Here is a 26,856-nt window from a genome sequence, read left to right as displayed (position 1 = left end):
GAGAAATTCATGGCCGAGAAAGCGCGGAGACGGACGCAGGCGGAAAGAAGCGCCGGAACACGGGAGGTCTTACTGGCGGCCGCGATCGACGCGCTTCACGAGCATGGCTATGCCGCGACCTCGACGATGCTCGTCGCCGAAAAGGCGGGCGTCAGCCGCGGTGCGATGCTGCACCAGTTTCGTACCGCAGCCGACCTGATGACCTTTGTCGTCGAAGCGGTGTTCGATGAAGAATTGGAGCGTTACAGCGAATATCTGACGAGCATCAAGGATCCCGAACAGCGCCTGCTCGCCTATCCCGAAATGGCGTGGGATGTGTTGAGCCGGCCATCGGGCGTCGCGGTGCTCGAAATTTTTCTGGGATCGCGCAGTGACCCCCAACTTTGCGAGAAGCTGGCGCCGGTCCAGGCGCGGATCGAGGAGCAGGCGCTGGCGTTCACGCGTCTCGCCGCACCCGGCGACGTTCGCGGCGCGATGGCGCTCATGCGCCTGGTCGTTTGGGCGGTGCGCGGTCTCTCGGTCGCGCAGGTGCTTGCCCCGGCGCCGGGCAGCGTGCGCGATTCGGTAAAGCTGCTTCGCCGCCTGATGGCCGCGGGGCTCGAAACCGGCGTTCTGTCGGTGGGCGCCAAACAAGACAAATAATTGGAGAAACTGATGGGACGCACCATGACCGCCACCATGCTGGCGGCTGCGACGATACTCGCCGGGCCGGCGGGCCCCGCGATGGCCAAACAGGCGGACAAGATGAACGATAAGGAACAAAAGGCCGTCGATGCGCGCGCCGCGGCGATCGTCGATGCGATGACGTTCGACGAACAGGTTTCGCTCACCCGGTCGCAGGCGGGCGGCAGCCTGCTCGACCTGGGGATTCCGCTGCCGTCCTTCATTCCCGAAGCGATGCGCCAGCCGAAGCCCGCCGGCGCGCTCGGGACCGCGGGCTATGTCGCCGCGATCGGCCGCGTGAATTTTCCGGCGCTGCATCTCGCCGACGCCAGCCTGGGAGTCGCCGACATCGGCTATCTGCGCCCTGGTCAGCAATCGACCGCGCTGCCCGCGACGCTCTCGCTCGCCGCGACCTTCGACCCCGCGATGGCGCGCGAGGCGGGCCGGATCGTCGGCGCCGAAGCCTTTGCCAAGGGCATCAATGTGATGCTCGCAGGCGGGGTCAATCTGGCGCGCGAGCTGCGCAACGGGCGCAATTTCGAATATCTGGGCGAAGATCCGCTGCTCGCGGGTGCGCTCGTCGCCGAACAGATCCGCGGGATTCAGGATCATCATGTCGCCTCGACGATCAAGCATTATACGCTGAACCCGCAGGAAAGCGGCCGGTTCGTCTATGACGCGCGCATTGGCGAGGCGGCCCTTCGCGAATCCGACCTCCTCGCCTTCGAAATCGGCATCAAGCGCGGCCAGCCCGCGTCGATCATGTGCGCCTATAACAAGGTCAACGGCACCTATGCGTGCGAGAATGAATTTCTTATGCGCGACGTGCTGAAGGGCGACTGGAAATATCGCGGCTGGGTGATGTCCGACTGGGGCGCAGTCCACAGCCTGAAACCGTCGGTCGACGCCGGGCTCGACCAGCAATCGCCGCAGGACCAGGATTATTTCGCAGGGCTTCCCGCCGCAGTGAAGGCGGGCGAGATCAGTTCGGCACGGGTGCGCGACATGGCGTTTCGCGTCGTTCGCTCGATGGAGGCCGTCGGTGCGCTCGATAACCGCGCGGCCCCCGGCGGTGCGATCGACAAGGAAGCGCATAGCGCGCGCGCGCAGGCGCTCGCCGAAGCGGGGATGGTGCTGCTCAAGAATGACGGCGTCCTGCCGCTCGCGGCCACTGCGAAATCGATCGCGGTGATCGGCCGCCACGCCGACAAGGGCGTGCCGCTCGGCGGCGGATCGTCGCAAGTCATTCCGTGGGGCGGGGTCTATCGCGATGCGCCGGGCGCCAACCCGCTGTCGGCGCTCCTCGCGCCGAGCTATGGCCTGTCGTCGCCGCTGAAAGCGCTGCAAGCCGCGCTGCCCGCCGCGACGATTGTGTTCGACGGCGGCAGCGACGCGGCGCGCGCCGCCGACGTCGCGAAAGCGGCCGATCTGGTCATCGTCTACGCCGTGAAGCCCGAAATGGAAGGCATCGACCACGCCGATTTCGCGCTGCCCTATGGTCAGGACGCGATGATCGACGCGGTCGCCACCGCCAATGCGAAGACCGTCGTCGTTCTCCAGACGGGCAATCCGGTCGCGATGCCGTGGCTTGGCAAGGTCGGCGCGGTGCTTGAAGCCTGGTTCTCGGGCCAGCGCGGCGGTGAGGCGATGGCGGCGATCCTGACCGGAAAAAGCGCGCCGCAGGGCCGTCTGCCGATCAGCTTTCCCGCCTCCGCCGACCATCTGCCGCACAAGATGGTTGTCGGCTATGATCCCGCGAAACAGCGTCCGCTGGGCATCGGGGTGCAATATGATCCGTTCCCGATCGACTATGTCGAGGGCAGCGACATCGGTTATCGCTGGTTCGAACGGACCGGCGCCGAGCCGCTGTTTCCGTTCGGTTTCGGCCTGACCTACACCAGCTTCGGCTATGACGCGCTGGAATTTCGCGGCGGCAAGGCGCTCAGTGTCAAGGCGCGGGTCACCAACACCGGCGCGCGCGAAGGCACCGAGGTCGCACAGCTTTATGTCGCGGCCCCCGGGCGGACGCACCGGCTCGCGGGTTGGGCAAAGATCAGCCTGAAGCCTGGCGAAAGCCGGGAGGTGACGATCGACGCCGATCCCTGGCTGCTGCTCTCGTATGACGAGGCGGCGGGTCAATGGGCCCGGCCGCGCGGTGAATATCACTTCTTCGTCGGCAAGTCGGCGGGCGAGCCGATGCTGGACGGCGCGGCGGTGCTGACCGCGGCGACCGAAAAGCGGGAGCGCTGAGCATGAGCCGGGCGCTGTGGCTCGCCAGCCTGTCCCTTGTCGCGGCGGTGCCCGCTGCGGCGCAGGATGTCACAACGCGCGACGGCAAGGTGCGGGGCGCGACCGAGGCGGGCATCGAGGTCTTCAAGGGCCTGCCTTTTGCCGCGCCGCCGGTCGGCGAATTGCGCTGGCGCGCGCCGCAGCCGGTGGCGCCGTGGGCGGACGTGCGCGATGCGACCCGGCCCGGCCATGATTGCATGCGCCCCGCCGCGGACCCCGCGTTCGAGCCGTCGGAGGATTGCCTGACCCTCAACGTCTGGCGTCCCGCGGGCGCACAAAAGGGCAAGCTGCCGGTGCTCGTGTGGATTCACGGCGGCGCTTTCGTGTCGGGATCGAATGTCCCGCCCGAGGCTTCGGGCGCGCCCTTCGCGCGCGACGGGGTGATCTTTGTTGCGCCCAATTACCGCCTTGGTCGCTTCGGCTTCTTCGCGCACCCCGCGCTGTCGGCCGAACATGCGTACGAGCCCAAGGGCAATTACGGCTATCTCGATCAGATCGCCGCGCTCCAATGGGTGCAGCGCAACATCGCGGCGTTCGGCGGCGATCCGGCCAATGTCACGATCACGGGTGCCTCGGCGGGCGGGGAATCGGTGCTCGCGCTTGCGGCCTCACCCTTGGCGCGCGGGCTGTTCGGGCGGGTGGTCGCCCAGTCGGGCGGCGGCCGGACGCAGTTGCTCGGCGCGCAGAAGCTCGCCGAGGATAGCAAGGCGCACCCGTCGGCCGAGAAGATCGGCGTCGCCTTCGCAGCTAGTGTTGGGGTTGAAGGCTCCGACGCCGCGGCGCTCGCGCAGCTGCGAGCGCTTCCCGCCGAAAAGGTCGCGGGCAATCTGACCGCGCTCGGCATGTTGTTCCTCGGCGAGCGGAAGCGCTTTTCGGGGCCGATCGTCGATGGCCGCATCGTCACCGCGCAGCCCGCCGAAGCGCTGAAGGCCGCGCCGCCGCTGCCGACCATCGTCGGCGCCGACGAGGCCGACCTCGGCCTCAACCGCGCCCCCGACAAGGACGCCGCCTTCGCCGCGTTCGGCCCGCACGCGGCACAGGCCCGAAGCGCCTACGACCCCGACGGAACCGCGACGCTCGCCGACATCAACGACATGATCGGCCGCGACCGCACGATGATCGAGCCCGCGCGGCTGGTCGCGCGGACGATCGCCGCCAAGGGCAAGCCGGCATGGCTGTTCCGCTTTTCCTATGTCGCGGCATCGCTGCGCGGAAAGCCGATCAAGGGTGCCGAACATTCGAGCGAGGTCGTCTATGCGTTCGACACTTTGTCGGCGCTGCTTGGCGACAAACTGACCGCGCAAGACAGCGCGGTGGCGAGCGCGATGCACGGCTATTGGGTCCAATTCGCCAAGACGGGGAACCCCAACGGTGGCGGTCTGCCCGACTGGCCGGCGGTGACGCCGAAGGATGATCCCCTGCTCGATTTCCAGTCCGACGGAACGCCGCGGGCCAAGCGCGATCCATGGCAGGCGCGGCTCGACGCGACCGAAGCCAATGCCGCGGGCGGTGAATGAATTTCCGAATTGAACGAAAGGGACAGGGCGTGACCAAGAGCCTGGGACTATGGGCGGGTTTGCTGCTCGCGGCGCCGGCGCACGCCGCGCCCGCATTGATGCCGCTGCCGCAGTCGGTGACACTGAACGGCGATAAGATGCTCGCGATCGCGGGTCCGCTCCGCGCCGACATGCGCGGGTGCGGTGATGCCACGCCGCTCGACCGCGCCGCCGCGCGGCTCAACCGCGATGTGTTCAAGCATACCGGCCTGATCCTCGATGCCAAAACCCCGGTCGCGGTGAGCGTGACGTGCCGCGATGCCACGGGCGGGGTCGATGCGGGCGAGGCTTATCGCCTGACAGTCGGGGCGAGCGGCATCGCGATCGACGCCGACGGTCCGACCGGGGTGCTGCGCGCTTTTGCGACCGTGCGGCAACTCGTCGGCCTGTCGCCGCTCGGCATTGAAATTCCGCATCAGACGATCGGCGACGCACCGCGCTTTGGCTGGCGCGGCGTGATGCTCGACACGGCACGGCAGTTTATTTCTGTCGCGACGATTAAGCGCCAGATCGACGCGATGGAACGGCTGAAGCTCAACACGCTGCACCTTCATCTGTCCGACGATCAGGGTTTCCGCGTCGAGAGCCTGCGCTATCCGAAACTCAACGCCGGGGGCGAATATTATCGCCAGGCCGAGATCCGCGATCTCGTCGCCTATGCCGCCGACCGCGGCATTCGCATCATTCCCGAATTCGACGTTCCGGGTCACAGTCGTGCGATCGTCGAGGCCTATCCCGAGGTAGGCTCGGTGTCGAAGACGCTGTTCCTCGGCCAGCCCGAAATGGCGCTCAATCCGGCATCCGATGCGACTTATCGCTTCCTTGAGCGCCTGTTTGGCGAGATGGCGCCGCTGTTTCCCGACCCGCATTTCCATATCGGTGGCGACGAGGTCAGCAAGACCGTCTGGGCCGACGATGCCGGCATGAAGGCCTTGATGGCGCGTGAGAAGCTCGCCGATTACAAGGCGGTCGAGGCCCATTTCCTCCGCCGTGCCGCCGCGATCGTGCGCCGGCTCGGCAAGACGATGATCGGGTGGGAGGAGGTCACCGGCGCCGGGCTGCCCAAGGACACCATCGTTCAGGCTTGGCAGACGTCGAACGCGATGGCCGACGCGACCGCCACGGGGCATCGCACGATCATGTCGGCGGGCTATTATCTCAACCTGCTGATGCCCGCCGACTATGGTTATGGCATTGATCCCGCTGCGACTTCCGCCGCCGGATTGACGCCGGAGCATGCGAAGATGTTGCGCGGGCTCAGCCCGCTGCTCGCCAATTTCGTCACCGATGCGCTGGTCGATTTTCCGCACGCGGCGCTGTCACCCGAGCAGGAGAAACTGCTGATCGGGGCCGAGGCACCGCTGTGGGGCGAAATCGCGCCCGACCAGTTGATCGACCATCATCTCTGGCCGCGCGCCGCCGCGCTCGCCGAGCGTTTCTGGTCGCCCGCCACGGTGACCGACAAGGCCGACATGTACCGCCGCCTCGCGGTTGTCGCCGAACAGCTAACGGTCAGCGGCCTCGACGACCGCGCCAACCAGCAGCGGATCGCGGCGCGCATCGCGCCGAACGACAGCGGTGCCGTCGCCAATCTGCTCGCGGTCACCGGTCCGGTGCGCAACATGGCGCACGACCATCGCATCAAGGCGATGCTTGCGGGAAAGCGCTTCGTTCAGCCGCTCAACGCGCTCGCCGATGCCGCGCCGGTCGACAGCCTTGTCGCGCGGCGTTTCGCCGACGATGCGGCGCGCTATGCCGGGGGTGAGCGCGCGCTGGCCGGGGCGCTGAAGGCGCAGCTTGCCGATTGGCGCGACAATGACGCGCGCTTTCAGGAGGTTGCGGCGGGCAATCGGATGCTCGAGGCGGCGCGTCCGACGTCCGAACTGATTGCGGCATTGGCGTGCGCTGGTCTCGATGCAGTCGACGCGGTGGAGGCAGGGCGCAAATTGTCGCCAGCTGAGGTCGACGCGGCAAACAAGCTGCTCGCGCGGCTGGAGCAGGAAGAGGCGGCGTCGTGGCGTCCGTTCGATGCCTTCATCCGGCCGCAGCCCGCCGCCGACCTGATCGTCAAGATCGGCCCGGGCGTTCGCACGCTGGTCGACGCCGCGGCGGCAAAATAGGGCAGGGAATAGCGGCGGAGCGCGAGGTCGCGCTCCGCCCGATCGTTCAGCCGAGGCCGCCGCGCTTGGCAATCTTGCCCAGGTGATGCGCCGATGGCTTGGGCAGGCGGCGGAAGGTTTTCGGCTCGATCGCGACGAGCCCGAATTTGGGGCGATAACCCGCGACCCATTCCCAATTGTCGAGCAGCGACCAGTGGATATAACCGCGGAGATCAATGCCGTCGGCGAGGCAGCGTTCGACTCCGGCGACCGCGCCGTCGATATAGGCGATGCGGCGGCTGTCATCCTCGGTCGCGACGCCATTTTCGGTGACATAAAGCGGGCGGTCGGTTCGTGTCGCGACGAGCCGGATCGCGCCTTCGATCGCTGCGGGAGTGAAGGCATAGCCCATTTGCGTGACTTCGGTTCCGGGGGCGGGCGGCATGTCGGCATCGGGGCCAACCTCGCCGCCGGTATAGGTCTGGATGCCGACGAAATCGCCGGGCGCGGCGAGCCAGCGATCGAGCATGTCCGCCTGCTTGCGCTTCAGCCCGCGATCGTCGCCGCCCGCCGCGGTGTCGGCTGGGATGGCGAGCGACAGGCCGATCGGGAAGCGCGCCTTTGCCGTGCGCATTGCTTCCAACGCCTTGCTATGCGCGGCGACGATGCCGTCATATTGGCGTTCGCCCGCCAGCATCGGGCTCGACCAGGCGGGGGCGTTTTGCGCGACCCCCGCCGCTTTCTGCGCCGCCTCGATATAGGGGCGATATTTTTCGGAAAGCCCGCTCCAGCGCACGACGGTCGCCAGATTGGGTTCGTTGAAGGTGATCGCGAGATGGATCAGATCGCCCAGCGCGTCGACGATCCGCGCGCAATGGGCGGCAAAGGCCCTGACATTGGCGGGGTCGGTGAAGCCGCCGGTCGCCGCGACCCAGCGCGGGACGGTGAAATGGCTCAGCGTCACGACCGCCTTCATCCCGTGCCGACGGCAGGTTTCGAGGACGCTGCGGTAATAGGAGAGGCCCGCGTCCGAAATCTGCCCGCGCTCGGGCTCGATCCGCGCCCATTCGATGCCAAAGCGATGGGTGTTGAAGCCTAGCGACGCGGCGAGGGCGATGTCTCCCTCATAGCGATGATAGACGTCGCAGGCATCGCCGGATTTGTCGGCGAACAGAGGCGGCGTCACATGTTCCATCACCCAGAGGTCGCTGGCGATATTCCCACCCTCGACCTGATACGCCGCACCGGCGGTTCCCCAAAGGAAATCTGGACGCTTCTTCTTGGTCGCCGCCATCGCCGGCGCTACCATCAGCGCGGCACCCGCTGCGGTACTTGCTATGCTCAGGAAATCGCGCCGTTCCATACTCTCTCCACTTACAATCAGAATTGCTTGTAAGTAACTTGGCTTGATCCTTCAGGCAAGCGGGAATCAGCGACGGATACGCGGAGTTCTTTTTGGGCATGATCGGCGGCGATCTCGCGGGAATGGCGCCGCCTGTTCACGTGCTCACCCGCACGCAGCGCTCATCGCGGGGAGCTACGCCGAGAACAACGCCTGGTCCGCAGGATATGTTCTGCTCGCCGCGCTGGCGGAGCGAGTGCGCTCGACCGGCTCGTTGGGCTACCTGGACGAAGACCAACTTCTTCAGGTCCAATTGCACTTCTCAAATCATGCTCTGTCTTCTGACGAGTGGAAAGATGTCAAAGATGCGGTCTGGGCTGCAACGCTGTCCGACGCGCACATATTTGAGCGCTTTGCCCGCCTCCTTTTCGAGCCTTCGCTTGCTCGCGAAAAGGAACATGTTGCAGGTTCCCACGAACTATTGACCGATGGCGCCGAAAGGCACCCTAAAATCGTCAGTCTCCTTGCCGCGGAATGGCTTGAGCGCTTTCCTGACATGCATTCTCGGCCGGAAGCCGAACTCATGGACGTTCTATTGTCACGCGGACACTGCACCTGCTTCTCACCTGATCGTCGTCATGCGGGGATGTCTGCCACTATGCGGTAGATCGTTGAGCGAGAAGGTGAGGTCAGCTCGGTTGCCTGCTTCATCGAGATAAGGGGGGAGGTAATCATCCGGATGACCCCCGCTGCAGCCACTCGTACACGTCGGGTTTGGCGTTATATTCGCCGATCAGTAAGCCGATCGCTGGGGCAATGCGCGCGTTCAGGCGTGATCGCGATAAGAGGGCGGGCGCATCGCAAAGCTGGGCAGGGATGTATGAGGGCGCCGCAGCCATATTAGGCCACGGCGCTGACGCTGCGGCTCATGTCCGCTTTTTACGATCAGCGCGCAAAAGCGGCTGGACCGCAAACGGCCATAACCGGCCAATCTGCAGCAGTCGGGGCCGAGCGGCGATTAGCCCGCCAACATCGTTGCACCAATTTAACAGAACAATCGTTGTCTTAAAAGTGGGAATCGGATAAAGGAAGCTTCATCGACACCCACGATCGGCGGCAATCCAACGCTGGCGAATTTGGAGAAGGGAAGATGGAAGCCACTCTCAAATATCTGACCCGGATTCTGCCGCTGGTCTTCGGCATCGGATTTCTCGCGCCGCTTTTTGCCCAAGCTATGGCGGTGGCGGGACTTCTGGATCCGGAGCAGCGTCTCGCTGTCGGCCTTGCGGTTGGCGGGGGATGGGGGCTTCTGGCTTCGATTACGGGGCGCTGGATATGAGCGCGTCGCAGCAGATGACGGCTGTCGATCTTACGGGCCTTTCGAACGCCGAACTCGTCCGGCTCGAGCGCCAGATCGCGCAGAAGCACAGCGGCATGGTTCCTTGGGGAATCGTCGCCTGGGCCTTTGCCAATCTTCTCTGCTGGCTTGCGCTCTGGCCGCTCGTTTTCCTGGAGGTCATTCCGCTGTGGCTCGGCTTTGTCATCGCGAGCCTCAACATATCGCTCGTCTATCTGCCGACGCACGAGGCGCAGCATCACATCATCGGGCGGCCGGGGACGAGATGGCACTGGCTGAACGAGCTCGTCGGCCATGCCACCTCATGGATGTTTCTGTATCCCTTCGAAGTGCTGCGCGTCACGCACCTCGACCACCACCGCTTTTCGAACAATCCCGACCTCGATCCCGATATCACCAATCATGCGGATGGTCCGCTGTCGGCGATATGGGTCTCGATCCAGCAGCGCCAGCCCGGCGCGAAGCGGGTCGGCGACTATCTGGGCTGTCTGGCCCGATCGAAGCGCGAAGACCTGATCCGGCTGACGCTCGTCTATCGGCTCGCCTATTTCGGGATTCTGATCGCCCTCGCCTGGACGGGGCACGCGCTGGAGGCGTTCTTCCTATGGTGGCTGCCCTATCAGATCGCCGCCACCTATACGAACTTCTTCCTCTCCTACGCGCCGCACAGCCCCGGCATGCAGGAGGGGCGCTACCGTGACACCAAGAACTGGCGGTCCAAGGTCGGCAATATCGGCTCGATGGGAATGCAGTTCCACATCGTCCATCACCTTCACCCCTACATCCCGCTGACGCGGACGCCGGCCGCGTACTGGGAAATGCGGCCGATCCTCGTCGCGCGCGGATGCAAGCTCGAGATGTGACGGAGATGCGGGCATTTCCGGCATTGTTAATTAACACAACAATTGTTTGCAAAATAGCTAGGTTTCGGCTATCGAGAGTCGCGACAGTTATCGGGAGTAGCGGAACATGGAAGAATCGGTGCGGAAGGCCTATTTCGAGGACGGCGCAGTTCTGATGAAGAATGTGCTCAATGCCGAGCAGCTCGCGGCATGCCGCGAGGTCTATGACTGGATCGTCGCCAACCCCGGCCCGAACGGCCACGGGCTGTATCGCGGCGACCAGAAGCAGCATGTGAAGTCGCACGTCGACAACGCCAATCCGCATGCCAAGGAACGCCTCGACGAGCTGGTGGCGACGCTTCCGTTCGGCAAATTGTTCGCCGAGCTCTGGGGGTCGAAGAATGTCTGGTACTTCGCTGAGGAAGTGTTCCTGAAGGCAGGCGGCGAGGGCACGCGCACCTACTGGCATCAGGATACGTCCTATCTGCCGTGGGCCGGTCACCATTGGGGCAATGCCTGGATCAGCTTCGGCTCGGTTCCCAAGAAAAATGGTCTCGAGATTATTCGCGGCTCGCACCGCGGGCAGCTCTACGACGGCACGACCTTCAGCCCGGCCGATCCGACCGACCCGCTGCACGGCGGCGACGCGCTGCCGCGCCTTCCCGACATCGAGGCCGAGCGCAAGGCCGATCCGGGCAAATATGACATTCTCTCCTGGGCGACCGAGCCGGGCGACGTGCTCTTCCTGCATCCCGGCTCGCTCCACGGCGGCGCCAACATCGATGCCGATTGCCCCGAGCGCCACACGCTCGTCTTCCGTTTCTTTGGGGACGATGCGACCTTCAGCCCGCTGCCCGGCATCAGCAGGTCGGGCTACGAGCGTAACGGCAATCTGTTCAAGAAAGAGATCGCCCAGATGGAGCCCGGCGCGCCGTTCCGCGCACCGGTCTTCGCGCAGATGGTCTGAAGCATACTGGTCGCCGCTCGTCGGCGGCGCGAGCAAGGCTCGTTCCTCAGCCTTTCCGCGCCGCCACGGGCGGTTGCAGCAGTTTGATGATGGCGTCGATGAGTGCGTCGACGCGTTCGGGCGCGAAGCGTTCGATTTCGATCGGCAGCATGATCGTCCAGCCGTCGGCAATCGACCCGATCAGATCGGCGAGGATGTCGGGCGATATGTCGTTGCGCACATCGCCCGCGGCCTGTTGCTTCGCGAGAATGCCGGCGAGGCGTTCGCGGTAACGCGAATAGCGGTCGGCATAGATGGCCGCGAACTTGGGCTCGTGCCGCGCCCGGGCGAGGAGCTGAAAGCCTGCGATCCAGCCATCGGAGTTCGAGTTGAGCTCGACCCAGCGCTTGAGCCGTTTGCGATGGTCGGCGACCTCGTCGCCCGAATCGAGCATCGAGTCGAACCCGTCGAACATGAATTCGATGATCGCGCCGACCATCTCTTCCTTGTCGGCGAAATAATAGGTGATCGCGCCGGTCGTATGGCCCGCCTGCTTGGCAACCTTGCGGAGAGAGGCACCGGCATAGCCCTCGTCGGCGATGACCTTGATCCCGGCGCGCAGCAATTTCGTGCGCTGCGCCTCGCGGTCGCCGACAGGTCTCCCGCGTCGGCCGCGTGTCGCGGCCTTGGTTGCAGGACGTTCGGTGACGGCGGTGCGCGTTGCGGTTCCGGTTTCGCTCATCGCCTCAGCGTAACGATATTTCCCGGAGACTCAATTATCATGACACTTGCTATCTAGCCTGCGCGCGGCTGCGCGCCTTGCGATCGACGCGGGCGTCCATCAGGTCAGCGGCACGAAGTGCAGACTTGAGACCGATCCAGCGCGCAGGCTCCGGCGGAACGCGCGGTGTCGCGTGGCGGATGGCTGCCAGCAGAGGAGGTTTGCTTCCGCCGATATGCTCGGCAAGCAAGCGCCCGATCAGCGACTGGGTGCCGACACCGTGCCCGCTACAACCTGCCGTGTGGAGAATATTGGCGTTCCCGCCCGTTTCGCCGACGACCGGAAGTCCATCTTGCGCGAGGCTGATATAGCCGCTCCAGCATGCATTGATCGCAACATCGCCGATCATCGGGAAGCGCGTGTACAGCGCTTCGGCGAGCGCCCGATAGGCCGTCTCGTCCGGTTCGTTCGGTGTTCGCGATCCATAGAGATAATCGATCCGCTTCGTTGTGAGCACGAGCCGGTTGTCGACGGTGAGGCGATGGCTCTCCATGGTGATGTGCGGGGTCACAATCCCCTCGCGTCCGGCCCATCCGAGCGCCGCCAGCTGTTCCGCTGAAAGCGGTTCGGTTTCGAGGCCGGACACCCGGATCGGGCTGATCCTGTTTCCAAGGGCGCCAAGTCCGGGTGTGTAGGCATTGGTCGCGAGGACCAGAAACGGTGCTCGCGCCGTTCCGCCAGCCGTTCGGCAGGTGATCCGCCTTCCTTCGTCCCACGACAGAAGGGCGCTGTCCTCGAAGATCCTTACCCCGGCTTCGATCGCCGCGCGCCGGAGCCCCATGACATATTTGCCGGGATGGAGCGTGCCGCCATTGGGGGTGTGCACGGCGCAAAGGAAAGCGGGCGGAATGCCGCGGCGGCGCAGTTCGTCGGATTCGAGGAAGGTCGCGGGCGCGCCATAGCGGACGCCGGCTTCCATCTTCTCGCGAAGCGGCGCTCGCTGCGAGGGGTGGATGGCGGCGCGAAGCAGGCCGGTCTGCAAATAGTCGCAGTCGATCCCGTATTTTCGAAGGCGCTCCTCCACATAGGTGACGCCCTCTTGGTAAAAGCGGGTGATCTCGCGGGTTTTCTCGTCGCCGAGACGCTTGGCGAAGAGTCCGAACTTCAGGCCTTGGCCGCCCGACAGATAGCCCGCGTTCCGGCCGCTGGCACCGAAGCCGCAGAAGTCGCGTTCGAGAAGCACCACCTTCGCACCCGCCGCGGTCAGTTCGAGTGCGGCCGAGAGACCGGCGAAACCGCCGCCAGCGATAACGACGTCGGCCTCGACATTCCCGGTCAGGCGCGGCTGACGGTCGGCGGGCTGTTCGACCCAGCCCCCGATCGGGCGATATCTGGCGATCGCGGACTTCGCCCGCTCGCGTGTTGAAGCATGTTCGGCCGTCATGATGACCCTCCCGTTTTACAGCATTTCCTCAATTCGACCGGCACTATCGCACAGTGCACCTAATTTACAAAACAAATGTTGTATTAATTCGTCGAGAGGCGCTACGGGGTGATCTATCGGCCGAATCGAGGGCGCAGCGTGGCGAGGAAATTTACCGCCTCCGACGCTCGCGCGGCATTGAGAGGAGACGAATATGAGCGACAAGCGGCAACAGATTGTCCCGGCGGGCGCGCAGCCCCTCTACGACAATTATCACTTCGCTCCGGCGACCCGCGTCGGGGACCGGATCTGGCTTTCGGGCCAGGTCGGCATCGATGCCAATTTTGTCGCCGGCAAGGATATGGAAGAGCAGGCACGCTTCGCTTTCGAGGCGATCAAGGCGACGCTCGAGGCCGCGGGCGCAAGCCTTGCCGATGTCGTCGAGCTGATGAGCTTCCACACCGATTTGCGCGGGGAAATCGCCGACTTCGTCAAGGTGAAGGACGTCTATTTTCCGAAAGATTATCCGTGCTGGACCGCCATCGGCGTCACCCAGCTCGCGGCGCCCGAGTATAAGGTCGAAATCCGCGTTGTCGCCGTGGCGGACTCCGGCGCGGCCTGAACTTGCCAATCTCGATCCGGGGCACTCTCCCACCCGGCGCGTGCGAGGCGGCAGGGGCACGCCGCCTCGCACGCGGCTTTTCCCTCGTTCCCCGACATGAAGGACTGGCCATGAAAATGTTCGATCTCTCCGGCAAGACCGCGGTCATAACCGGCTCGAGCCGGGGTATCGGCCGCGCGATCGCGGAGGCCTTTGCCGAGGCCGGGGCGCGCGTGGTGATATCGAGCCGCAAGCAAGATGCCTGCGACGCTGTGGCCGCCGAGATCGAAGCGAAGTTCGGTGCGGGCCGCGCTCTCGCGGTGGCGGCCAGCATTTCCGACAAAGAGGCGCTGCAGCATCTGGTCGATCGCACCCGCGAGCAATTCGGGCCGATCGACATTCTGGTCTGCAACGCGGCGACCAATCCCTATTACGGGCCGATGGCGGGGATCAGCGACGAGCAGTTCCGCAAGATTTTCGACAATAATGTCCTGTCCAACCACTGGCTCATCACGATGGTCGCGCCCGAAATGGCGGCGCGACATTCGGGCGCCATCATAATCGTGTCCTCGGTCGGCGGTTTGATCGCCTCGGATACGATCGGCGCCTACAACATATCGAAGGCGGCCGACTTCCAGCTGGTTCGCAATCTCGCGCTCGAACTCGGGCGGCAGAATATTCGCGTCAATGCGATCGCGCCCGGCGTCATCCGCACCGATTTTGCGCGAGCCCTTTGGGAAGATCCGGAAGCCGAAGCGGCGCTTCGGCACGCCGTTCCGCTCGGACGCATCGGCGAGCCCGAAGAGATCGCCGGGACCGCCCTGTTCCTGGCGTCGGACGCTGGCCGCTACGTCAACGGGCAGGGCATTGTCGTCGACGGCGGCATGACGATCCGCGCCCGCGTCTGATACTATTGGCTTTCGTTCGAGGGGCGGCTTGCGAGCCGCCGCCTCGCTGCGTTCGGGCCAACGTGTCTCAGGATTTGCGTATTGCGATGAGGTTGCCCATCTGGCTTGGCCGCGGCAGCGCGGAATGCGCGGCCGCCATCGCCTCGATGCGCTGCATCGCCCAGTCGGGCCAAGGCGCCGAACGACGCGAGGCATAGTCGATATTCATCAGCATCAGCTCATTGGTGGCAACGAGCCGTCCGTCGTCCTCCGCGAACATCGTGTGAAATAGATGGACGCGCTTGTGGTCGTGGTCGAGAATCTGGCTCCGGACGCTGAAGCCGTCGCCCTCCTTCATTTCGCTCACATAATTCACATGCGCCTCAAGCACGAAATACATGCCGATCTTGTTGCTCGTATATTCGTAGGGAAGGCCGAGATTGTTGAATATCTGGCCGGTCGCGTGATCGAACGCGACGACATAGTAACCGACGTTCATATGCCCGTTCCAGTCGGTCCAGGCGTTCAGGACCGTTCCGCGAAAGACGTCGAACGGCGCGTCGAGATTGGGCGTTTCGAGGCCATAGGGCGGCTCCTTCATATAGTGTCACTCCGTTTCAAATTGGTTCGAGGGCGGCTGGGCTGCCCGATGCCGCGATCCGGCTCGCGGCGACTGCAGCGAACCAGCAGATGACCATCAAGACGGCGGAGATCAGGAACAGCGCCGTCGGCGTCGAGCGCGAAAGCAGGGCGCCGGCAAGTTCCGCACTCGCTGCAAAGGCGGCGGCGTCCATCGCGGGGTAGGCAACATAAATGCGGTCGGTGAAGTCGAGTGACCGCACGACACCGAGGAAATAGACATAGCCGATGGTCGCGAATATCGCGTGCGCGACATAGCCGGCGCCAAATATCAACGGCGAAGCGCTGGTCATGCCGGCATAGCTGGCAATGATCCCGGCGGTCGCCACGCCGATCATTGCTATCGGCGACATGCGATTGCCGACGATGGAGGGAGTGAGTGCCCCCACGAGAGATGCCATCAAGGCAAAGGCGACGAACAGGCCGACCGATTTGGCTCCGATACCGTTCGCTGCCGCGATAGATGCGACGAAGGCGCCGGCGCCTCCCATGAAGACGCCCGTGAAGACCGCTCCGGCGATGGCCGCGATCACCGGTGCGGCGTATCGGCCCGATCCAGTGGAGGGCGCGTCCTTCCCCGATAGTGCGGACGGCGCATTTCTCTTGCCGACGAATTGCGTGTCGCGCAGCGCCCATGCGCAAGGGAGCGCGACGAGAAACAGCGCCGCAATCACGATCAGTACACCCTTCTCGCCATAGTGAGGGACGATAAGGGTGGGGAGGAGATAGGCGACGATTGCCGCAATGAGCGATGATCCGAAGAGCGCGATGCTATAGGATCGCAGCGGATCGCGCGCATTGCCGAGCGCGGTATAGGCGGGAGGCGCGACGCAGCCGCTCGTCAGCCCGACGATGAACCAGCCCAGTCCGAGCCGGTTGGTGCCGATGAGGAAAACAACGGCCATAAGCGCAGCCACGGTCGCGATGATCGCGCCGGCGGTGATCTGCCGCGGATTTGTTCGGTAAACCCAGAACGGGGCCGTGCCGATGACAATGCCGCGGCCGAGGACAAAGGCCGCGCCAAGCGTGCCGAGGTCGCCCGCGCCGATACCGCGGCTCTGCTGCGTCGCCTGGAAGATGATCGACAGGATGTTGGGAAGGAGGATTCCGACCGACCAAAGCGCTCCGGCCGAGAATCCGGAATAGCGCGCGGGTGCGGTCGCCAACTCGGGCGCTGCCACGGCGTCCGTCATGATCCGCGCAGTCCAGACTGCAAGGTGGGGGAGGCTGGTGCTGCTATATCTCCGACCGTCATTGTGGCAGACCCTTTGCGCTTGTCGGCGGGGATCGCCAGACGGTTCGCAAGCAGCTTGCTGCCCATGCGACATTAATTTAGATAACAATCGTCTCGAAAAAGGGAAGCGACGATTTGGGCTTGGCGACATTTGAATTGCGAAGGGAGCGATAGACTGTGTCGCCCGGTACGCATCCCCGGCAGGCCGAGCTTGAAGCGGCGCTCGCGGTTCATCTTGCAAGTGGGGCGCAGAGGCATTGTGCGTCGCGCGATCACGCGGTCGCGGTGCAGATATTGCGCGCGCTTGGCCGCCATCCCGGGGCGGCGACGCTGATCGAAGAGCTTGCCGCAATGGCGCAAGGGACGGCCGAAGACAGCGAGGCGCTCGGCTTCGCCGCGTTCGAGGCCGGAGCGCACCAGCGATCGCGCGACTGGTATGCAAAAGTGGTCGAGGCCCGACCGGGCGACGCGCTCGCATGGTATAATCTGGCGACCGGCGAACGGAACATCGGACGATTGGAGGCAGCCGAAGAAGCCAGCAACCAGGCGCTTCGTCTGTCGCCGGACATGGTTGAGGCCGCGATGTTTCGCTCGCAGCTTCGCAATCAGGCCGCGGACCGCAATCATATCGATGAGCTGCGGGCGATGCTTGCACGAGCATCAAACGAGCCGGGTGCGGCCGTCTATTTGCACTATGCGCTCGGCAAGGAGCATGACGATCTCGGCGACTATGACGCCGCCTTCGATCATTTCTCGGCCGGCGCGAAGACGCGGCGGGAGATGTTGCGGTACGATGTCGCGGACGATGTGTGGAAGTTTGGGCGCATCGTGGAGAGTTTCGATGCGGTGCGCATCGCGCAAGCGCCCGAACTGACACCGCCGCGCTATGGCTTCATCGTCGGACTGCCGCGATCGGGCACGACCATGATCGAGCGGATCCTCACCGGAGCCCCGCAGGCGCGAAGCAACGGCGAGACCGAGAATCTTTTCGGCGCGCTTGCCGAAGGAGCAGCGGCGGACGGAGGCGATATCTTCGAGCGCGTCGCCAACGCCGATCCTGCGCGCGTTCTGTCAGCCTATGCCCGGCGCGCGGGAACGCCGGCGGCGGGCGACGTGATTCTGGAGAAGCTGCCGTTCAACTATCTCTACGTAGGCGCGATCCGGCTGACGATGCCCGGCGCCCGGACGTTGCTGGTAAACCGCGCCCCGCTCGACAATCTGTTTGCCATGTACTCGACGCTCTTCGGGAGTGCCTATCCGTTCAGCTATTCGCTTGGCGACCTGGCGGCCTATTATCGCGCTTACAGCGGCCTCCTCGATCATTGGCGCGCTGTGGCGGGGACGCAGCTCCTCGAGGTCGCCTATGAAGATGTCGTATGCGACCCGCGTGAGACTGGCCAGCGGATCGCAGGCCACATGGGCGTTGGATGGGACGATGCCATGGTCCGGATCGAGCGGAACCGGACGGCGTCGGCCACCGCCAGCGCGGTTCAGATCCGCCGTCCGATCTATCGGACCGCCGCAGGCCGCTGGCGCAATTATGAGCGGCATCTCCGGCCGCTCGCCGATGCGTTGGAGGCGGCCGGCATAGATCCACGAAGGACACGGAGCGCGGGGAGCTGATACGGAAACGGCGCGCGTAGGCCGCGCGCCGTTCCTGATGCCGGTGGCATTCGGCCGACCTTCGATTACCAGCTCTTGCTGAGGCGGATGCCGACTTCGCGCGGGCGCGAGACCGAATAGGCATTGCCCCAGTTGCCGAGCGTCGCGATCGAGTTCAGCGTCCGGAGGTTGGCGGTGTATACCGCCCGCTTGTCGAGCAGGTTGGTGCCGTAAAGCTCGATGTTCCAGTCGTCGATCGCATAGCCGATGCTGCCGTTGAACATGATATAGCCTGACTGCTTGCTGGCCGGGGTGTTCGTGCTCTGGCTGCGAAGCTGGTTCCATGTCCCGCTTCGGAAATCGAAGCCGAGATTATAGGTCATCTCGCCTTTCCCGGCCGCGTGCCGGTAGGTCAGCGAGCCCGCGCCGCTCCAGTCCGGCGCCCCCGGCAACTGGTCGCCCTTGGCGCCCCTGATCGCGTTCGGGACCTCACTCCCGCCGCCGTCGCCCGCCGGCAGGCCGAAGTCTTCGCTGAGGCGTGCGCGCGCATAGGCAAGACCAAGATTGAAGCTCAACCCGTCGACCGCGATCGGTCCCGACAGCTCAAGCTCGAACCCCTTCGATTCCGCCTTCGATCCATTCACCACGACCGGGAAGAGATTGAATGGGGTCTGCAGGTCGATCTGCGGATTCTTCCAGTCGACGTAGAAGGCGCTGAGCGAATAGTAGATGCGTGACATCGAGCCCTTGATGCCAACCTCGAAATTGTTGGTCCGGTCCGGTTTGTAGGTCAGCAGCTGGGCCGGTTCGAAGATGATCGGGTTGTCCGCGGGCGTCGAGAAGGCGTTCGCGCCGCCGCGGCGGAAGCCCTGCGAGAAGGTCGCATAAACCTGCCCGCCGCCGCTGAGCTTGTACGACGTGTTCACCTTGAAGATCTGATCGGTTCCCTTGGTGGCGTTTGACGAACTGCGTGACTGCACGCCGACCCCGTCGACCTCCGGCGACCCCGGAGGGGCGAAAAGGGTGCTGAACGAGTTCAGATTGGACGAGAATTTCTGCTTGAAGACGCGTGCGCCACCGGTGACAGACCAGTTGTCGCTGAGATTGAGCGTGACGTCCCCGAAGAAGGAAACTTCCCGGAACTTCTGGTGGGTGATCTGGCTGTAGGCCGTTCCATCGGCAAGCGTCGGGATATAGGTCGCGTCCGGAAGCCCGAAATAGCCCTGGTAGATCGGGGTCCGGCTGCCACCCGCCGCGAAGCTCTGCTCGCCGGCACCGGGCGCATAGACAACGAGGTCGATCCGTCGCTTCTGCTGCTGCAGGAAGACGCCGGCGGTGTAGTCAATGAAGCCGCCTTCCTTCGACACGATCCGCAGTTCCTCGGTCCACGACTGGTCGCGGTCGTTGTTGGCGACCGGGATCACCGCGCGCGGGTTCGCCGGCGCGCCCGTGTAGAAGAAGCCGTAGGGTGAGCCGAGGAGGCTGACCGTGGAGTCGTTCGACGATCGGCCCCTGGTCTTGCCATAGGCGACCGTCGCCGAGACCGTCGCGAACCCGAGATCGTAGCTTGCATCAAGCGACGCCAGTTCGGTCCGCCGGTTCCAGGGTTCGAGCATCGGGACCGAGCGCTCATATTCGCCGGTCGGCTCGAGCTGGATGCGCGGATCGAGCGGCGAGGGGCCGCCGCCGAAGCTGTCATTGTCGATATTGCCGCCGACACCCTTGGACTTGGCGAAATTATAGGCGAGGCCGACCGAGAAATCGTCGCTCGGTTCCCAGCGGATCGCCGCGCGCGCGAACGTCGTGTCGGCGTAATTATAATCCTTCTCGGTGAAGTAGACGGCGGGGCTGTTGGCGACGTCCGCCGTATTGGCGAGAACCGGCACGCCGGTGATATAGCTGTCGCCCTGACGTTTCAGCACGTCGCGGGTGTCGATGAAGCCGCCCTGATGTTCCTGCCTCGCGACCAATCGGATCGCGATCGTGTCGCCGACCGGCAGGTTGACGATGCCGCCGAAGGCGTAGGACGGGTCCTTCGAATGCGAGAGCTTGCCGACCGAGCCGGTAACCGATCCGCTCACTTCGCCAAGCTTGGGATCGGTTGGCACGACGCGGACCGCGCCTGACAGCGACCCGGCGCCATAGAGGGTGCCCTGCGGGCCGCGCAGAACCTCGACGCGCGAGATGTCATAGAGCGGCAAAGAGCCTGTTACCGGCGCATTGCCGGAATAGAAGCCGACGGGCGACTGGAAATAGCGCGCGGCGTTTGTGCTGGTCTGCGACGCGTTGAGGCCGCGGATGATCGGAATCTGCGCCGCTGCCGTGCGCGCGCCGGCATCGACGATATTGAAGTTGGGAACTTGTCTTGTGAGTGACGCGACGCTGCTGATGTTGGCGCGCTCGATCTGCTCGCCGCCATAGGCGGAGATGTTGAATGGGAGGTCTGTGACCCGTTGCTCGCGGCGGCTCGCGGTCACGATGATGTCGCCATCGCCGGAAGGTTCCGATGCCTGCGCCGAGTCCTGCGCCATCGCCGGGGTGGTCGACAACACGGCCGTCAGGGCCATCATGCAACCCGTGGTCCCGAGGACTGCCTTGCGACGGCGCGCCGCGAATGCTTGCTGTTTAATCACCGCTAGTCTCCCTTATCGATGCTTCATCACGTCCCGCCTGAGGAGCGGTCACGGACCCGTGAACGGATTTCCATGACGGTTGTTATGTTTTCAATGCGCACCTGTGTTACAGTTAAAATAACAATTGTCATGATATTATTTGAGAGCGGCGACCCGTGGTTCGGCGGGTGGCGCCGGACGCCCGGTGCCCCAGTCGGACAGCCGTATCGATCGCCAGGTCGAGAACAGCGGCGTCGCGCTGAACGCAAGCGCTGCCACGAGGATGAACCCGGCGGCACCGAGATGGGCCAGCGCCCACCCGCCGACAAAGCCGCCGACGGCGTAACCGACCTGGATCGCGAAATACCAGGCGCCGTAGACCACAGGGAAGCGCAGGCCGCTCGCCTCGCGCTTGAGGAGGCCCATCCAGAGAACTTCCGCCGCGCCGCCGCCGAGACCGGCAAGCATCGCCGCGATTACCGCCACCGACGTCAACGGCGCGGCGGTGAGGAAAAGGTAGGTCGTCATGCCGGCGAGGTACACGCCCCCGACTGCGACGCCCGGCCAGGCGAGACCGAAGCGGTCGGTCAGCCAGCCGATTGCGAGGGCCCCGGTCATTGACGCGGCGGCATTGAACCCCACGATCAGCGCCGTCGTATGGGAGTCGAATCCGAAGCTTCCGAAAAGCTGCGGCTTCAGTGCGAGGAAAGCCACATTGGCGCAGCCCAGCGCGGTCGTCGCTACCACGATGCAGGCGATAATCGCCCGGCTCGCGTCGGCAGGACGGACTGCGCCATCTCCGCGTTCCGTGCCATGCCCGGCCTTGGAAGCCGGGGCCGCCGTGGCACGCGGCGTCGGCTTCGCACGTGCGGTCAGGGCCGCGAGCATGGCGACGGCGGCGATCCCGCTGGCAAGAGCCAGGGTGGTGAACTGGAAGCCCGCGGTGCGGTCGAGATATTCGACGAGCGGCGCCACGGCGATTCCGCCTGCGCTGCCTCCTGCCCATACGATCGAGATAGCGGTCCCGAAACGAAGGTCGAACCAGCGCGTCACGACGACGGGGACCGACGTCATGATCGCGACCTTGCCGAACCCCATCAGGACTCGGAGCGCGTAGACTTGCCAGAACTCCGTGGCGATCGCGAGGCCGGCAAAGGCAAGGGCAAGGATCAATAGACCCGCGACGATCAGTCGCCACGGGCCATAGCGCTCGATCGCGGGCGCGCTGAACAGGGCAAGCGGCGCGATGAGCCACATGGCGGATACGAGGCCGCCTGCGGCCATATCGGACCAGCCGTGCGTTCGCGCCATGCTGTCGGCGATCATGATGAAGCCGTAGATCGACGTGCCCATCAGCGACGCGGTGCAGAGGAAGAGAACCGCAACGACGTTCCAGCCGAAATCATATGTCGGGATGCGCATCCGTCCGGTCATGATCGCAGGCTCCGACCGCTAGCGGTGCGGATATGACGTCCGAGCCCATGGCTTGGGGACATCGCCCAGGTCCGTCTCAGATTCACGCGCATGCACCGGGGGCATAGCGGGAGCCGCGACGCGGCTCTTGCCATCGATTTCCCATAGAGACGACCGGCACGATGCATTGTCCGCTCTCCCGCCGCTCACTACGGCGATAATTATAATAACAACAGTTGTCATTGTTATGAGGTGCGGCTCGTTCTTGTCAAGGCGCGGGATCGCGGTCGCATGAGTCGAGCGCGCCGCGTTAGTGGAATGTCAGATAAATTGTGGTATAACCGTGTTATAGGATCGATGATCTCTCGGGTTTCTCAATCGTCTTCGCCCTCCGCAGAGCAAATATGGCCGCGATTGCCAACCACTCGGCGCATCAATATGACAACAGTTGTAATGCTGTCGGCGAATCGCCTTTCATGCCGGCGAGCCAGCGACCGTGCTCAGCCGCTATCGCTTATTCGGCATGACCGACGGGGAGATTTTTATGGCCGGGAAAGTCAGTGACAAGTTGCAGCGCCGCGAAACGGATGCGGCTCCGCCGGAGCGGAGGCTCGAGGTGCTGCGCGCGACCCGGCGGGTCATCGCGCGCGAAGGTTTCGACAAGGCATCGATGCGTGCGATTGCCCGTGAACTCGGCACGACGACGGGCGTGCTGACGCACCATTTTCGCAATAAGGAGGAGATACTCGACCTTGTCCTCCATGCGACCCGGTACGGGAAATATGACGGACGTTTTCCGGCCGACACGCAAATTGGTGATCTCGTCGACGCACTGACATCAACGCTGCCGCATGACGAGGAAAGCCGCGACGGGTGGAAGGTCTTCTTCGCCTTTCTGGTCTATATCTTTCCGAACCCCGAAAAAGCTGCGCACTACGCATCCGATTTCGATCGGTGGCGCAAGGCGTGGGCGATGATGATCCGGTCGCTGATCGGGCGGGGGATCATAAGGGCGGACACCGACCCGATCCTCGCGGCCGACACGCTGCTCTGCCTGTTCGAAGGGGTCGGGGTGCATGGCACCGTCAGCCCCGAGACTTTTGGCGCCAGCCGTCAGAGAGCCGTCATGCTGCATTATTTCGAGACATTGCTCGCGGCCGGGGTCGCTATCGGAGCGGAAGGACAAGGTGCGAACAGCGCGCGCGCGAACTGAGCGGCGGTCAGGCGCCGGCCCCATGTACCGAAACGAGCGGACACCGCATCTCCGACGCGAGCCCCCCGATCGGCAGCCTATTTGTTGGCTGCGGATCCCGCGACGGCGACCGCGCGAACTTCCAGCAACAGGCCGGGCAGGGCGAGGCTCGATACGCCGAAGCCGGTGATCGCCGGATAGGGTGGTCGGATATACTCGTCCTTCACCCGGTAAAAGGGTGCCATATCGATTGTGTTGTCGGTCAGGAGCAGCGTGAGCTCGACGATATCGTCGAGCGTTGCGCCGGCCGATTCCAATACTCTCTTCAGATTTTCAAAGGTCAGGCGCGTCTGCGCTTCGATGCCGTCGGGTACCGTCCGCTCGGCGGTGACGCCGACCTGCCCTGAAACCCAGATCATGTCGCCGACGCGCATCGCTTGCGACAGCCGGTATTTGTCCGCCGACGCCTGCGTTCCGGGCGGATTGAACGATTGCTTCTTGCCGGGTGCACTCATCTGTCAGTCCTTCTGGCAAGAGAGCCGCGAGTGGCTCTCGGGATTATCGAACGCGATGCCTTGCCGTCGTCAGCTATCGGTATCGGATAAATATAGCAACATATGTTGTGTAAAAAATATGCGCATCGTTCCAGCCGACTGGGACGGGCGAAAACGCACTCTCCGCTTCCCGTTTGACAAATAGACAACGATTGTTATGTTTAAGATGTGGCGGTGGCGCCGAGGGGGGCGATCTGCTCGCCGTTAATCGCCTCGATAAACGCCCCGCTTCTCGAAGATCAGGAGGGTAGAGGATGCCGATCGTTTCCGAAGTCAGCAAAGTCGATGTGATCGTCGTCGGCGCGGGCATTACCGGCCTTTCCACCGCCTATGCCGTCCAGAAAGCGGGGGGCAATGTCCTGGTCCTCGAAGCGTCGGATCACGTCGGCGGCCGGATCATGACGCGCGAGCGGAACGGCGACAAGGTCGAGGTCGGGCAGCAATATCTCCTCTCGACCTACGATAATGCGTTGGCGCTGATCGAAGAACTGGGAATGAGCGGCGAGCTGATCGAGGAAAGCCGGGAAGCCTATCAATATATCGACAAGAAGGGCCGATCGCATGTCCTCGACGGCGAAACCGATCTGCTGCGCCTTCTCGGCGTGCGCGGCGCTGCTGACCTTGCTCGCGCGACCTTGCAGCTCGGAACCCTCGGCAAACCCTATCCGACCTACGATCTCGAAACCTGCGTTGAGGAATATGACAATGTGACCGCGAATGAGGGGCTGGCGTGGGCGGGCGAAAAGTTCCGCGACTTCGTCCTGCGCCCGATGTGCTACGGCAATGCGGGGACGTCGCTCGATCATTTGAGCCTGTTCGACGCGACACGCATGTTCCGCAGCCACCTGAAGAAGCCGAAACATTTTGCTTTCAGGCAAGGCAATCTGTCCTTCCCCAAGAAGCTCGCCGAGCAAGTGCCGGTTGTTCTCAATGTCAAGGTCAGCGGGCTCCTTACCCGCGACGATACGGTAGTCGGCGTACAGCTGGCCGATGGACGCAGCGTGGAGGCAAGGCACGTCATACTCTGTACGACGCCCGATGCGGCGGCGCGCATCACGCCGGAAGCGTTCACGCGCCCTAGGGCGCTTCTCGACGACTTTCATCACAGCCCTTTGGCCCTGGCCTTTTTCCACCTCGACCGGCCGGTCAGAAGTGCAGGGGTGAGCTTCGGCATTGCCTATCCCGAGAAGCGCTTCTTCAACCTGTCGATCAACCACACGGTGACGCGTCCGTTTCTTGTACCGAGCGGCAAGGCCATCATCTCGGCCTGGTCAGCCTATCCTGACTCCCCTGAAATGCTCGCGAAGTCCGACGAGGAAATCGCCGGGCGGGCCTTCGAGGAACTGAAGCTCTTTTATCCGGGTCTTTCGCATGAATGGATCGAGCACAACGAGGTGGTCCGTCACGCATGGGGCTATTCGCGGCACGCACCCGGAGACTGCCGGCGCCTTCTGGAGTTCCGTGACGACGCCGCTCGATACGCCGGGCTGTCCTATGCGAATGCGGACTATAATCTCGTCTCGCTAGAGTCGGGAATTATCATGGGAAAACGCGCCGCTGCGCGAGCTATGCTGGGCCTTAAGGAGTTGGCTTAGGCCTGCCTCCGGGCAAAGACTTGCCCGGCGTCTGCTTCGCTAAGTTTGGAACCCAAATACAGCGGGTCTCAACCGGCCATTACACCCACTCATTTGGGCCTAGACGGACCAGAATGGCGACGTGAATCCATGTCGCTCGAATACCGTCCGAACCTCATCTGCGGACCTTTTTCGCCACGGCTTGCGTATCGCGTCCCCATACCAGTCGCGCGCGAAGGCCCACATCGTGGGCATCGGAACGACCGCGCCTTTGGGAAGGGCGTGGCGAGCGCACCAGTCTTCGACGTCGGCTTCCGTCCTGAACGGCTGGAAACTCGCGCACGCATGGATCACATTATCCCACCAGGCCCGCGGCGGCGTTGAGAGGTGGAACAGCAGGTCCCGCTCGACGAGTTCGCCATTGCGGACATGGATTTCTACAGGCTCACGTTCGCCACCGATGCGCGTATAGATCGTGGCATCCTCGTCTAGGGCGGCCGCGATCCCGAAGCCGCAATATACGCAGTTCGCCCAGTAACCCTTGTCTCCAGTCTCGACCCAGCAGGAGCCGGGCGACAGGGCGAACGGGTGGACGGCCCAAGGTTCGGTCTTTCCCGGATGAAGAAGCAGCGCATGGGCTTCGTGCAGTGCGTGAAGCGCCGCTTCAACGACCGGAACGGGGAGGCCGGCACGCTCCGCCAAGTCGGCGTTACTAGGCGCATGGCCCAGCTCGGCGACAGCGCGCGTCAGTTCGGTCCTCACCTGCAATTGTTCAGGGGTCAGCATGATTGTCCTTCCTGGTTTGAAACGAGCGGTTTCGTCGGTCCGTTCGGCTTGGGCCGGCGTGGTACAACGAGAGTCCAGAGCTGTGTGATGAGCGCCGTGCCCGCAGTCGTGCTCGTCACGACCTCGATATCGAGAAATCCGCGATCGTCGCGTGATGTCATCGGACGAATACTCAGAATCTTGGCGTCGGCCTTGATCCGGTCGCCGGCGCGCACGGGGCCGTGAAAGCGAGTCCGTCCGAACTCGGCTGCGATTATCGGAGTATCTCCAAGCAGCCTTGCATCGACCACGAGACGCATCGTCATTGCTAAGGTTTGCCAACCGCTCGCGACGACCTGTCCTAATATCGTTCGCCCGGCGGCGGTTGCGTCCAAGTGCTGTGGCTGAGGGTCATATTCGGCGGCAAACGCATGAAGCGCTTCCGCTGAGATAACCGCTTCCCCGGTTTCCACGGAGTATCCGGGCGCAAGGTCATCCCAGAAAGGTGCTCGCCCGCTGATCCCGCCAGCATGGTCCGTCATAAA

General features: G+C 63.9%; 23 protein-coding genes. 13 read left to right on the top strand and 10 right to left on the bottom strand.

The window, feature by feature from the left end:
* Nucleotides 1-9: 9 nt before the first annotated feature.
* Genes FG91_RS15050 through FG91_RS15035 form a run of 4 tightly spaced genes read left to right on the top strand, consistent with a single transcriptional unit; the run spans nt 10 to nt 6,628 of the window.
* Nucleotides 10-642, top strand: a complete 633-nt coding sequence (locus tag FG91_RS15050) for a TetR/AcrR family transcriptional regulator (protein ID WP_052187675.1) — start codon at nt 10-12, stop codon at nt 640-642.
* A gap of 12 nt (nt 643-654) precedes the next feature.
* A complete protein-coding gene (locus FG91_RS15045) occupies nt 655-2,913 on the top strand; it encodes a beta-glucosidase (protein WP_152568126.1) in 2,259 nt (752 codons plus the stop codon).
* Nucleotides 2,914-2,915: 2 nt separating this feature from the next.
* Complete coding sequence (locus FG91_RS15040; RefSeq protein ID WP_037516383.1) at nt 2,916-4,469, top strand: carboxylesterase/lipase family protein; 1,554 nt, start codon at nt 2,916-2,918, stop codon at nt 4,467-4,469.
* Nucleotides 4,470-4,498: 29 nt separating this feature from the next.
* Nucleotides 4,499-6,628 (top strand): beta-N-acetylhexosaminidase, encoded by a 2,130-nt coding sequence (locus tag FG91_RS15035; RefSeq protein WP_161785666.1) that lies wholly within the window; start codon nt 4,499-4,501, stop codon nt 6,626-6,628.
* A gap of 46 nt (nt 6,629-6,674) precedes the next feature.
* Here FG91_RS15035 and FG91_RS15030 read toward each other — a convergent pair whose 3' ends face one another.
* Nucleotides 6,675-7,970, bottom strand: coding sequence for a glycoside hydrolase family 1 protein (locus FG91_RS15030; RefSeq protein ID WP_052187668.1), 1,296 nt, complete (start codon nt 7,968-7,970; stop codon nt 6,675-6,677).
* A gap of 43 nt (nt 7,971-8,013) precedes the next feature.
* On the opposite strand from FG91_RS15030, the gene FG91_RS21830 reads away from it, so the two are divergent.
* The 4 genes from FG91_RS21830 (at nt 8,014) to FG91_RS15015 (ending at nt 11,115) form a co-directional block, all read left to right on the top strand.
* The gene (locus FG91_RS21830; RefSeq protein ID WP_152568125.1) at nt 8,014-8,616 is read left to right on the top strand and encodes a hypothetical protein; all 603 of its coding nucleotides are present in this window, start codon (nt 8,014-8,016) and stop codon (nt 8,614-8,616) included.
* Between the two features lie 483 nt (nt 8,617-9,099).
* Entirely contained in the window at nt 9,100-9,288 is a 189-nt protein-coding gene (locus tag FG91_RS15025) for a hypothetical protein (protein ID WP_037516381.1), read from the top strand.
* Nucleotides 9,285-10,169, top strand: coding sequence for a fatty acid desaturase (locus tag FG91_RS15020; RefSeq protein ID WP_081940621.1), 885 nt, complete (start codon nt 9,285-9,287; stop codon nt 10,167-10,169). The genes FG91_RS15025 and FG91_RS15020 overlap by 4 nt, the downstream gene beginning before the upstream one ends.
* Nucleotides 10,170-10,287: 118 nt before the next feature.
* Nucleotides 10,288-11,115, top strand: a complete 828-nt coding sequence (locus tag FG91_RS15015) for a phytanoyl-CoA dioxygenase family protein (RefSeq protein WP_200878471.1) — start codon at nt 10,288-10,290, stop codon at nt 11,113-11,115.
* A gap of 46 nt (nt 11,116-11,161) precedes the next feature.
* Here FG91_RS15015 and FG91_RS15010 read toward each other — a convergent pair whose 3' ends face one another.
* Both FG91_RS15010 and FG91_RS15005 read right to left on the bottom strand, forming a co-directional pair.
* Nucleotides 11,162-11,836, bottom strand: coding sequence for a TetR/AcrR family transcriptional regulator (locus FG91_RS15010; protein ID WP_052187665.1), 675 nt, complete (start codon nt 11,834-11,836; stop codon nt 11,162-11,164).
* A 49-nt stretch (nt 11,837-11,885) separates the two neighbouring features.
* The gene (locus FG91_RS15005) at nt 11,886-13,259 is read right to left on the bottom strand and encodes an NAD(P)/FAD-dependent oxidoreductase (protein WP_052187664.1); all 1,374 of its coding nucleotides are present in this window, start codon (nt 13,257-13,259) and stop codon (nt 11,886-11,888) included.
* A 193-nt stretch (nt 13,260-13,452) separates the two neighbouring features.
* Between FG91_RS15005 and FG91_RS15000 the strand changes: the two genes are divergently transcribed.
* Complete coding sequence (locus tag FG91_RS15000; RefSeq protein ID WP_037516377.1) at nt 13,453-13,860, top strand: RidA family protein; 408 nt, start codon at nt 13,453-13,455, stop codon at nt 13,858-13,860.
* 110 nt (nt 13,861-13,970) lie between these two features.
* The gene (locus tag FG91_RS14995) at nt 13,971-14,747 is read left to right on the top strand and encodes an SDR family NAD(P)-dependent oxidoreductase (RefSeq protein WP_037516375.1); all 777 of its coding nucleotides are present in this window, start codon (nt 13,971-13,973) and stop codon (nt 14,745-14,747) included.
* Between the two features lie 67 nt (nt 14,748-14,814).
* Here the strand turns inward: FG91_RS14995 and FG91_RS14990 are convergent, their stop codons facing one another.
* Nucleotides 14,815-15,327 (bottom strand): thioesterase family protein, encoded by a 513-nt coding sequence (locus tag FG91_RS14990; RefSeq protein WP_037516373.1) that lies wholly within the window; start codon nt 15,325-15,327, stop codon nt 14,815-14,817.
* Between the two features lie 16 nt (nt 15,328-15,343).
* Nucleotides 15,344-16,558, bottom strand: a complete 1,215-nt coding sequence (locus FG91_RS14985; RefSeq protein ID WP_037516371.1) for a hypothetical protein — start codon at nt 16,556-16,558, stop codon at nt 15,344-15,346.
* A 218-nt stretch (nt 16,559-16,776) separates the two neighbouring features.
* Between FG91_RS14985 and FG91_RS14980 the strand changes: the two genes are divergently transcribed.
* The gene (locus tag FG91_RS14980; protein ID WP_052187660.1) at nt 16,777-18,222 is read left to right on the top strand and encodes a tetratricopeptide repeat-containing sulfotransferase family protein; all 1,446 of its coding nucleotides are present in this window, start codon (nt 16,777-16,779) and stop codon (nt 18,220-18,222) included.
* A gap of 65 nt (nt 18,223-18,287) precedes the next feature.
* Here FG91_RS14980 and FG91_RS14975 read toward each other — a convergent pair whose 3' ends face one another.
* Both FG91_RS14975 and FG91_RS14970 read right to left on the bottom strand, forming a co-directional pair.
* Complete coding sequence (locus tag FG91_RS14975) at nt 18,288-20,771, bottom strand: TonB-dependent receptor (RefSeq protein WP_037516369.1); 2,484 nt, start codon at nt 20,769-20,771, stop codon at nt 18,288-18,290.
* A 198-nt stretch (nt 20,772-20,969) separates the two neighbouring features.
* Nucleotides 20,970-22,247: an MFS transporter gene (locus FG91_RS14970; RefSeq protein WP_037516367.1), complete on the bottom strand. Its 1,278-nt coding sequence runs from the start codon at nt 22,245-22,247 to the stop codon at nt 20,970-20,972.
* Nucleotides 22,248-22,770: 523 nt separating this feature from the next.
* Between FG91_RS14970 and FG91_RS14965 the strand changes: the two genes are divergently transcribed.
* Nucleotides 22,771-23,439: a TetR/AcrR family transcriptional regulator gene (locus tag FG91_RS14965; RefSeq protein ID WP_161785665.1), complete on the top strand. Its 669-nt coding sequence runs from the start codon at nt 22,771-22,773 to the stop codon at nt 23,437-23,439.
* A 77-nt stretch (nt 23,440-23,516) separates the two neighbouring features.
* Here the strand turns inward: FG91_RS14965 and FG91_RS14960 are convergent, their stop codons facing one another.
* A complete protein-coding gene (locus FG91_RS14960) occupies nt 23,517-23,933 on the bottom strand; it encodes a RidA family protein (RefSeq protein WP_037516364.1) in 417 nt (138 codons plus the stop codon).
* Nucleotides 23,934-24,259: 326 nt separating this feature from the next.
* On the opposite strand from FG91_RS14960, the gene FG91_RS14955 reads away from it, so the two are divergent.
* Nucleotides 24,260-25,567: a protoporphyrinogen/coproporphyrinogen oxidase gene (locus FG91_RS14955; protein WP_161785664.1), complete on the top strand. Its 1,308-nt coding sequence runs from the start codon at nt 24,260-24,262 to the stop codon at nt 25,565-25,567.
* A gap of 99 nt (nt 25,568-25,666) precedes the next feature.
* Here the strand turns inward: FG91_RS14955 and merB are convergent, their stop codons facing one another.
* Nucleotides 25,667-26,332, bottom strand: a complete 666-nt coding sequence (gene merB, locus FG91_RS14950) for an organomercurial lyase (protein WP_037516360.1) — start codon at nt 26,330-26,332, stop codon at nt 25,667-25,669.
* Nucleotides 26,326-26,853 carry a MaoC/PaaZ C-terminal domain-containing protein gene (locus tag FG91_RS14945; RefSeq protein ID WP_052187656.1) on the bottom strand — a complete coding sequence of 176 codons (528 nt, stop codon included), beginning with the start codon at nt 26,851-26,853 and terminating at the stop codon, nt 26,326-26,328. The genes merB and FG91_RS14945 overlap by 7 nt, the downstream gene beginning before the upstream one ends.
* Between the last annotated feature and the right edge of the window lie 3 nt (nt 26,854-26,856).

This window comes from Sphingopyxis sp. LC81 (assembly GCF_000756375.1).
In the GTDB taxonomy this organism is placed as follows: domain Bacteria; phylum Pseudomonadota; class Alphaproteobacteria; order Sphingomonadales; family Sphingomonadaceae; genus Sphingopyxis.
Note: the sequence above shows the minus strand (reverse complement) of the source record. Positions and strands in the feature narration are given on the sequence as shown.

What these genes read in the sequence shown, in the direction of transcription:
- FG91_RS15050 (WP_052187675.1), top strand. Translation starts at nt 10, where the DNA reads ATGGCCGAGAAAGCGCGGAGACGGACGCAGGCGGAAAGAAGCGCCGGA.
- FG91_RS15045 (WP_152568126.1), top strand. Translation starts at nt 655, where the DNA reads ATGGGACGCACCATGACCGCCACCATGCTGGCGGCTGCGACGATACTC.
- FG91_RS15040 (WP_037516383.1), top strand. Translation starts at nt 2,916, where the DNA reads ATGAGCCGGGCGCTGTGGCTCGCCAGCCTGTCCCTTGTCGCGGCGGTG.
- FG91_RS15030 (WP_052187668.1), bottom strand. Translation starts at nt 7,970, where the DNA reads ATGGAACGGCGCGATTTCCTGAGCATAGCAAGTACCGCAGCGGGTGCC.
- FG91_RS15025 (WP_037516381.1), top strand. Translation starts at nt 9,100, where the DNA reads ATGGAAGCCACTCTCAAATATCTGACCCGGATTCTGCCGCTGGTCTTC.
- FG91_RS15020 (WP_081940621.1), top strand. Translation starts at nt 9,285, where the DNA reads ATGAGCGCGTCGCAGCAGATGACGGCTGTCGATCTTACGGGCCTTTCG.
- FG91_RS15010 (WP_052187665.1), bottom strand. Translation starts at nt 11,836, where the DNA reads ATGAGCGAAACCGGAACCGCAACGCGCACCGCCGTCACCGAACGTCCT.
- FG91_RS15005 (WP_052187664.1), bottom strand. Translation starts at nt 13,259, where the DNA reads ATGACGGCCGAACATGCTTCAACACGCGAGCGGGCGAAGTCCGCGATC.
- FG91_RS15000 (WP_037516377.1), top strand. Translation starts at nt 13,453, where the DNA reads ATGAGCGACAAGCGGCAACAGATTGTCCCGGCGGGCGCGCAGCCCCTC.
- FG91_RS14995 (WP_037516375.1), top strand. Translation starts at nt 13,971, where the DNA reads ATGAAAATGTTCGATCTCTCCGGCAAGACCGCGGTCATAACCGGCTCG.
- FG91_RS14990 (WP_037516373.1), bottom strand. Translation starts at nt 15,327, where the DNA reads ATGAAGGAGCCGCCCTATGGCCTCGAAACGCCCAATCTCGACGCGCCG.
- FG91_RS14985 (WP_037516371.1), bottom strand. Translation starts at nt 16,558, where the DNA reads ATGACGGACGCCGTGGCAGCGCCCGAGTTGGCGACCGCACCCGCGCGC.
- FG91_RS14975 (WP_037516369.1), bottom strand. Translation starts at nt 20,771, where the DNA reads ATGATGGCCCTGACGGCCGTGTTGTCGACCACCCCGGCGATGGCGCAG.
- FG91_RS14970 (WP_037516367.1), bottom strand. Translation starts at nt 22,247, where the DNA reads ATGACCGGACGGATGCGCATCCCGACATATGATTTCGGCTGGAACGTC.
- FG91_RS14965 (WP_161785665.1), top strand. Translation starts at nt 22,771, where the DNA reads ATGGCCGGGAAAGTCAGTGACAAGTTGCAGCGCCGCGAAACGGATGCG.
- FG91_RS14960 (WP_037516364.1), bottom strand. Translation starts at nt 23,933, where the DNA reads ATGAGTGCACCCGGCAAGAAGCAATCGTTCAATCCGCCCGGAACGCAG.
- merB (WP_037516360.1), bottom strand. Translation starts at nt 26,332, where the DNA reads ATGCTGACCCCTGAACAATTGCAGGTGAGGACCGAACTGACGCGCGCT.
- FG91_RS14945 (WP_052187656.1), bottom strand. Translation starts at nt 26,853, where the DNA reads ATGACGGACCATGCTGGCGGGATCAGCGGGCGAGCACCTTTCTGGGAT.